This window comes from Gemmatimonadota bacterium (genome assembly GCA_026705765.1).
GTDB lineage: Bacteria > Latescibacterota > UBA2968 > UBA2968 > UBA2968 > VXRD01.
The window spans coordinates 23,726-29,843 of the sequence record JAPPAB010000175.1 but is presented as its reverse complement, the minus strand read 5'-3'; the positions used below and the strand labels follow the sequence as shown (position 1 = coordinate 29,843).

The following is a 6,118-nucleotide window of genomic DNA, read 5'->3' as shown; positions in this document are numbered from 1 at the left end:
AGAAGGGAGTGGTGGGCCACGCTTCCCGGTCGAGTCCGGTCAGCGACACCAGCCCGGCGGCGATGATAGCCCACATCAGTAGATTGGCGGCTACACTGTTGCCAGCCATGTAAGCTATGGGGCCACGCTGTTCCCGTGCGGAACCTTCTTCCCGGTTCATGGATCACCTCCGATCCGCACCACCATGCCTTCGGTTGCGACCTGAATCCCGCCTATGACGACCGCCTGACCGGCTTTCAGCGTGCCGGTTACGAACACCTTATCATCGGAACGCTGAAGGACACGCACCGGGACGATGGTCAATAGTGAGTCATCGCGCACTGCCCAGACCTCGTTGCCCGGTCTGAGTGCTGACCGCCGCAGGATGAAGTACTGGTCTGGGATGATTCCCTCAATTCGCACTTCTGCGAATTTGCCCACGAGAAGGGGCGGGCCAGGATCCGCGCTTGCCGCTTCGACTCGGGTGCCGCTTGTAAAAGGATTCGGGACGCGTACGATGACGTTGATGGTGCGCGTCTGTTCGTCCAGGGATGCTTCCGCTCGATCTACATAGCCCTCCCATGCGTAGCTCCCGTCGCCGTATTCAGCGATGACACGAGCCTTGACCTGCCTATCTCCGTCGCCAGCTTCCAGATCCCATAGGCCGGGAATGAGAACTGCGTTGGCGTCGGAGAGGGGAACTACCACCTCTACTGCGTCGGTCGCGTAAATTCGCCCCACACTCTGACCCGCCACCACGAACTGCCCCATATCTATCGATTCTGCCTGCACGACGCCTCTGAAAGGCGCGCGGACTTTTGTACGTGCCAAAGCCAACTCGGCATCGGCGAGCACAGCACTGTCTCTGACCACCGCGGCGCGGGCTGCCTCGAGTTGGGGTTCCCACAGCGCAAGGGGATTGGCCCCGGCTATATCTGTTTGGCCATGTCTGTATTGCGCGTACTCAGCGCGTGCGATCTGAGCTTCTTCATTGGCCCGGAGGAGTGCGACATGCTGCGCGGCCACGTTGGCATGCGCCTGCTGAACTCTGTTGCGGTAGTCGGCGTCATCAATGCGGAAGAGTATCTGCCCTTTTCGGACTCGTCCGCCACTCTGAAAGGCTGAATCCACCCAAACGACCTTACCATTGATTTCAGTAGCGACATCTATTTCTGCGACAGGCCGAACGGTCCCTGACCCGTACACTGGAATTGCACCGGTGCCGACCACCGCGGAAGCCGTGACTGCGAATGGTGCCCGGGAAGTAAGAGGTCGGATTTCCGGCTCGGGCTTCAACCAGATCATAAGGTAGGCAACAATCGTGGACATGAGAAGGATGGCACTGGCAGCGAGTAAGCTTTTTCCGCGATTCATCTCTTTTCTCTTTCAGTACATGCTGATGGGGATCATCCGTGGTCCTGCGGGCAGAATGGGAATGGACCAGATGATTCCATGAACTACCATTTTTGTCGAGAATCCTGTACGAAAATACGAATATATCTAATAAAATACAAGCTGTTTGGCCCATTTGGTTCCTGTTAAGGGCTGAGAAAACCAGTCATCAGCCCCCGACCCTCCTAATCTTTCACCTTGCACACATGCCATAAATAAGTTATAAATGATATAGAGATTCTTAGCCAGGGAGGGTAGCGTGCGGGCATTGATTCAGCGGGTATGCAGGGCAACGGTTCGCGTTGAAGAACAAATTGTTGGGCAAATTGATCGCGGTCTTTTGATTCTGCTGGGTATTAGCGATACCGATGGTCTTTCAGATGTGGAATATGTCGCTGAGAAATGTGCAAATTTGAGAATTTTTGAAGACGATCAGGGGAAAATGAACAGATCTCTGCTCGACACGGGTGGGCAGGTGCTGGTGGTTTCGCAATTTACCTTGCACGCCGATACCCGCAAAGGTCGCCGTCCGAGTTTTAATCGGGCTGCTCCACCAGATATTGCCAAATCCATGTACGAGCAATTTGTCCAGCGCCTTTGCACCTTTGGCATTCACACCGAAACCGGTGTTTTTGGTGCGTATATGCAGGTCGAAATTCACAACACTGGTCCCGTTACATTGATGATTGACTCAGAGATATGAAGAAACTGATTCTCGCTTCTGCTTCACCCAGGCGTGCGAGTTTGTTGCGCTTGTTGGATATTTCGTTTGAGATTGCGCCGAGCAATGCCAATGAGGATCTGGATACCGTCTTGCCACCTGCCGAACACGTGCTGGAAATCGCACAGCGCAAAACACGGGTTGTTGCCCATCAGTTCGACCGCGCGCTCGTTTTGGGGGCCGATACAGTTGTGGTATTGGAAGATACAATTTTCGGAAAACCGGATGACGCCAAACACGCCACAGACATGCTAGCGAGACTTTCGGGTAAAACCCATCAGGTCTATACAGGGCTGGCTCTCACAGATACGGAAACCGGACAGACCCTCACAGATGTTGCAACTACCCACGTCACGATGCGCGTGCTCTCATCGGAGGATATCGCGCGCTATGTCGCCACTGGTGATTCTATGGACAAAGCCGGTGCTTATGGCGCGCAGGGGCGCGCATCTGCATTTATTCAATCTATATCCGGTTGCTTCTACAATGTTGTGGGCTTGCCGCTTGCATGTTTTTGGAGCCTTTATCATCGTTTGGTTGGGCAATCGCTCTGGACGATTATACCCGAAATAGATCTAACAACGGGAAATACAAATATTTATGTCAGATAAAAAACAAGAAATCGCTGAGATACTCAAAACGCAGCGCGAAAATCTGGGTCTGAGTATCGACGATATTTATGAACACACGCGGATCAATCCCGAGTTTATCAAGGTGCTTGAAGCGGGTCAATTCGAGTTATTGCCCGTAGCTTATGCGCGTTTGTTTCTCAAAACTTATGCACAGGCACTCAACCTCAATGTTCGGGACATCCTTTCTCGCTTTGAAAGAAGCGTAGCACTGCCGCGTGAGCGGGTCACAGCACCGCCCTCTCCAGAACGCGGGATAAACCGCAGCGCAATATTTATCTCGTTGCTCGCATTCGCGGTGATTGCAGTGGTGATCATCATTCTCAATTCGCGTGAGGAAACACCGCCCACAGCCCCCCTCGATACAACCACATCACCTCTTCCAATACCAGATAGTACGGAATCGGTTATCTCAACCGAACAAATAAGCATTTCCGAAGAGGATATGCTGTCTGGAATGCAGGATAGCGCGAAATCCGTACAGGAGATGCAACTGCGAGATAGCACTGAGTCCGTTATGCCATCCCTATCGGAAAACCAGATGATGCCATCGGATATTGTGGCGGAGACGCCAGCCTTTCAACCAGCACCCGTTGTGCTCAGCACATATAATTTGTCTATTCCCGGTGTTATTGCCGAAGGAGAAATCATGATCCTTTCCGGCGTTGCAAGAGAAACTGCGCATCTATCTATTACTGCCGATGACCGCGGGGTTTTTGCCGGTGTGCTTCCTGTGGGGCGGCAGCAACGCTGGCTGGCTTATGACCGCTTTCAAGTGCAGATACAGCGTGCCAGCTCAATTTCGTTTTCACTGCAGGATCAGCCTCTCGAATTTGCCAGCCCACCTGATCGTGGCCTTCGTCTGACTATTTTCCGCACCCTCGTCAAAGTTGAAGAACTCGGCGACACGCCCTCTGCCCCGTAGGCAGACCAATAGTTTCCATGGCGCATTCTTTCGCACTAATCGTTCCTCTGGGCACGTCTCTCGACACATTCACCTATCGCATTCCCGACGATCTCCAGGACGATCTGCAAACGGGTTACCGCGTTCTTGTTCCTTTTGGAGAACGCTGGGTCACGGGCATTGTCGTCGGCTTTTGCAAAACGTGTGATCTGCCCTCCCATCGCGTCAAGACCATTGCCCAAATTCTGGATTCACATCCTCTTGTGACACAGCCGATGCTCGAATTGTGCAAGTGGATGGCCTCGTATTATCTGTGCAGTCTCTCGGAGGTCATCTCTGCGGCTCTTCCCTCGGGCATTCATCTGGATAGTGGGCAACATTTTGCCCTTGATAAAAATTTTGACGATGCGATCAGCCGCCTGCTTTCCCCGCGTCAGCGCGAGGTCGTCGCGGCTTTGGGCGAATTCGGTTCGGCATCGATGCGACAACTTCAAAAACGACTTGGAAAACAGGGCGTCCAGTCCGCGATATCTGGCCTTTTGAGGCGTGGTGTTCTGGTCGCGTTTCAAAAGATGTCAGCACCAAAAGTGAGAACAAAAACCGAGCGCACGGTGGCTCTTGTGCCCGATGACCCGCGCTGGTTTGACCTGGAATTGCCCACACTTGAAAAACGCGCTCCCCGCCAGGCGCAGTGTATTCGCCTTCTGCGTTCGGCAAATCGTCCTTTGTTGACCGCACAACTATCCGCAGAAGGGATTTCGTCGGGTGTACTGAGAGAAATGGTCAAGCGCAATTTGATATGTTTTATTGACCGGGAAGTGGTGCGCGATCCTTATGCCGATGTCGATCTTCCTCCGCCTGAGGATGTAACGCTTACGTCCCATCAAGCACGGGCTATCCAGGCGATTGGGCAAAGCATTGATGAAAATGCCTTTCGGGTTCACCTTTTGCGGGGGGTGACTGGCAGCGGCAAAACACTGGTTTATATTCGGGCGGTTGCACACGCACTCTCATTGGGAAAAGGCGCGATTGTTCTGGTGCCGGAAATCACTCTGACGCCACAAACCGTCCGTCGCTTTCGCGTCCATTTTGGCGATCGCGTCGCGGTGTTACACAGTGCATTGTCTCCCGGAGAACGCTACGATGCCTGGCGCGAGGTCCGCAGGGGAAGACGCGCCGTTGTTATTGGTGCGCGCTCAGCTATTTTTGCACCTGTTGAAAATCTGGGTCTTATCATCATTGACGAAGAACACGATGGTTCGTACAAACAAGACGATCCCGCACCTCGCTACAATGCGCGGGATGTCGCTGTGATGCGCGCGCATCTGCAAAATCTGCCCATTGTGCTGGGATCGGCAACTCCTTCTCTCGAGTCGCATCACAATGCACAGACGCAAAAATTCAACGCTCTCATATTGCCAGAGCGCATCGATAACCGTCCATTGCCCACTGTTACACTCGTGGATATGCGACGCGAAGGTGGTAGTTTGTTTTCTCGTCCGTTGCGAGAGAAGGTGCGCGAACGCATTGAAAAGGGCGAACGCACCATTTTACTTCAAAACAGGCGCGGGTACGCACCTGCGGTTCAATGCGCGGACTGCGGGCAAAGTATCCAGTGCGATCACTGCCAGGTTACCCTGACTTATCACGCTACTCGACGCCTGATGCTTTGCCATTATTGCGGTTATATTGAGCCATCGCCCTCGGCGTGCCCGTCGTGTAACAGCAGTAATTTTCATTTGTTAGGCGTGGGGACACAGCGCGTTGAAGAGACTCTCGAAGCGCAGTTTCCCGGTGTGCGCGTTTTGCGAATGGATGTGGATACCACGAGCCGCAAGGGCGCGCATGATCGCATACTCAGTCGCTTTTCCCGAGGCGAGGCCGATATTTTGCTCGGTACGCAGATGATCGCCAAGGGCCTCGATTTTCCCGGCGTGACACTCGTCGGCGTTATTTCTGCGGATACGAGTATCCATCTGCCAGATTTTCGCGCCAGTGAACGCACATTCCAATTGCTGACTCAGGTCAGTGGGCGCGCTGGACGAGGCGAGATTCCAGGGGAAGTCGTTATTCAAACTTATATGCCCGATGGCGAAGCCGTGCAATGCGCGCAGTTCCACGATTTTGAAACTTTTGCACAGCGCGAACTCAGTGCGCGTCAAAGTCTGGGTTATCCGCCCTTTGGGCGCGTGGTGCTGTTGCTTTTTAAGGGCAAAGATGAACACGATGTCACACACGCGGCTGGCATGATCGCACAGGCTTTGCGCGAACAAACATCTCCCGATGTCGAAATTCTGGGTCCCGTACAGGCTCCTCTCGCGCGTATCCAGGGCACCTATCGCTGGCAGGTTTTGCTCAAGTCCGATTCGCACAGTCATCTCAATGCCGCCGCCCGCAATGCCGCCACACAATTCGCTCCCAATAAACGCCGATCTCGCGGTGTGACTCTGGCGATCAATGTCGATCCGATGTCGATGCTTTGAGCGGTGAATT

Annotated in this window: 5 protein-coding genes; 4 read left to right on the top strand and 1 reads right to left on the bottom strand. The window is 53.6% G+C overall.

Annotated features, from left to right (window positions below; genetic code table 11):
* Positions 1-156: 156 nt before the first annotated feature.
* Positions 157-1,353 (bottom strand): efflux RND transporter periplasmic adaptor subunit, encoded by a 1,197-nt coding sequence (locus OXH16_22395; protein ID MCY3684156.1) that lies wholly within the window; start codon positions 1,351-1,353, stop codon positions 157-159.
* A gap of 277 nt (positions 1,354-1,630) precedes the next feature.
* Between OXH16_22395 and dtd the strand changes: the two genes are divergently transcribed.
* The 4 genes from dtd to priA are packed head-to-tail and all read left to right on the top strand — an operon-like array spanning position 1,631 to position 6,108.
* Positions 1,631-2,074, top strand: a complete 444-nt coding sequence (dtd, locus tag OXH16_22390) for a D-aminoacyl-tRNA deacylase (GenBank protein ID MCY3684155.1) — start codon at positions 1,631-1,633, stop codon at positions 2,072-2,074.
* Positions 2,071-2,703, top strand: coding sequence for a Maf family protein (locus tag OXH16_22385; GenBank protein MCY3684154.1), 633 nt, complete (start codon positions 2,071-2,073; stop codon positions 2,701-2,703). The genes dtd and OXH16_22385 overlap by 4 nt, the downstream gene beginning before the upstream one ends.
* A complete protein-coding gene (locus OXH16_22380) occupies positions 2,693-3,646 on the top strand; it encodes a helix-turn-helix domain-containing protein (GenBank protein MCY3684153.1) in 954 nt (317 codons plus the stop codon). The genes OXH16_22385 and OXH16_22380 overlap by 11 nt, the downstream gene beginning before the upstream one ends.
* Before the next feature lie 17 nt (positions 3,647-3,663).
* Positions 3,664-6,108 carry a primosomal protein N' gene (priA, locus tag OXH16_22375; GenBank protein ID MCY3684152.1) on the top strand — a complete coding sequence of 815 codons (2,445 nt, stop codon included), beginning with the start codon at positions 3,664-3,666 and terminating at the stop codon, positions 6,106-6,108.
* Positions 6,109-6,118 lie beyond the last annotated feature (10 nt).

Excerpts from the sequence above, each read along its gene's own strand:
- OXH16_22395 (MCY3684156.1), bottom strand. The coding sequence starts at position 1,353 with ATGAATCGCGGAAAAAGCTTACTCGCTGCCAGTGCCATCCTTCTCATG.
- priA (MCY3684152.1), top strand. The coding sequence starts at position 3,664 with ATGGCGCATTCTTTCGCACTAATCGTTCCTCTGGGCACGTCTCTCGAC.
- OXH16_22380 (MCY3684153.1), top strand. The coding sequence starts at position 2,693 with ATGTCAGATAAAAAACAAGAAATCGCTGAGATACTCAAAACGCAGCGC.
- OXH16_22385 (MCY3684154.1), top strand. The coding sequence starts at position 2,071 with ATGAAGAAACTGATTCTCGCTTCTGCTTCACCCAGGCGTGCGAGTTTG.